Here is a 255-nt window from a genome sequence, read left to right on the forward strand (position 1 = left end):
TCAGGCGAAAGAATAGGAGTTTCGCTTTGACCCTGCAATCGCATGCCGGCGCCTTGCCGGCCGGACTGATCGACGTTTTTGCCGATGCCCCGCTGACCGGCAACCCCTTGGCCGTTGTCGAAGACGCTGATGCGCTCACCGAGGCGCAGATGCGCCGGATAGCCGTAGAATTCAATCAGGCCGAAACGACCTTTGTAATGCGCAGTGACAGGGCAGATAGGAACCTCCGCTCGTTCACGGCGGCAGGCGCCGAGG

At 61.2% G+C, this 255-nt stretch carries 1 protein-coding gene; it reads left to right on the forward strand.

The annotated features are described in order from the left end of the window. Positions 1 to 107 precede the first annotated feature (107 nt). Positions 108 to 255: PhzF family phenazine biosynthesis protein (locus F1003_RS18975; RefSeq protein WP_497986935.1), on the forward strand; the 148-nt coding region annotated here is incomplete at its 3' end.

The sequence above is a fragment of the Winogradskyella ouciana genome (genome assembly GCF_009709615.1).
GTDB lineage: Bacteria > Bacteroidota > Bacteroidia > Flavobacteriales > Flavobacteriaceae > Winogradskyella > Winogradskyella ouciana.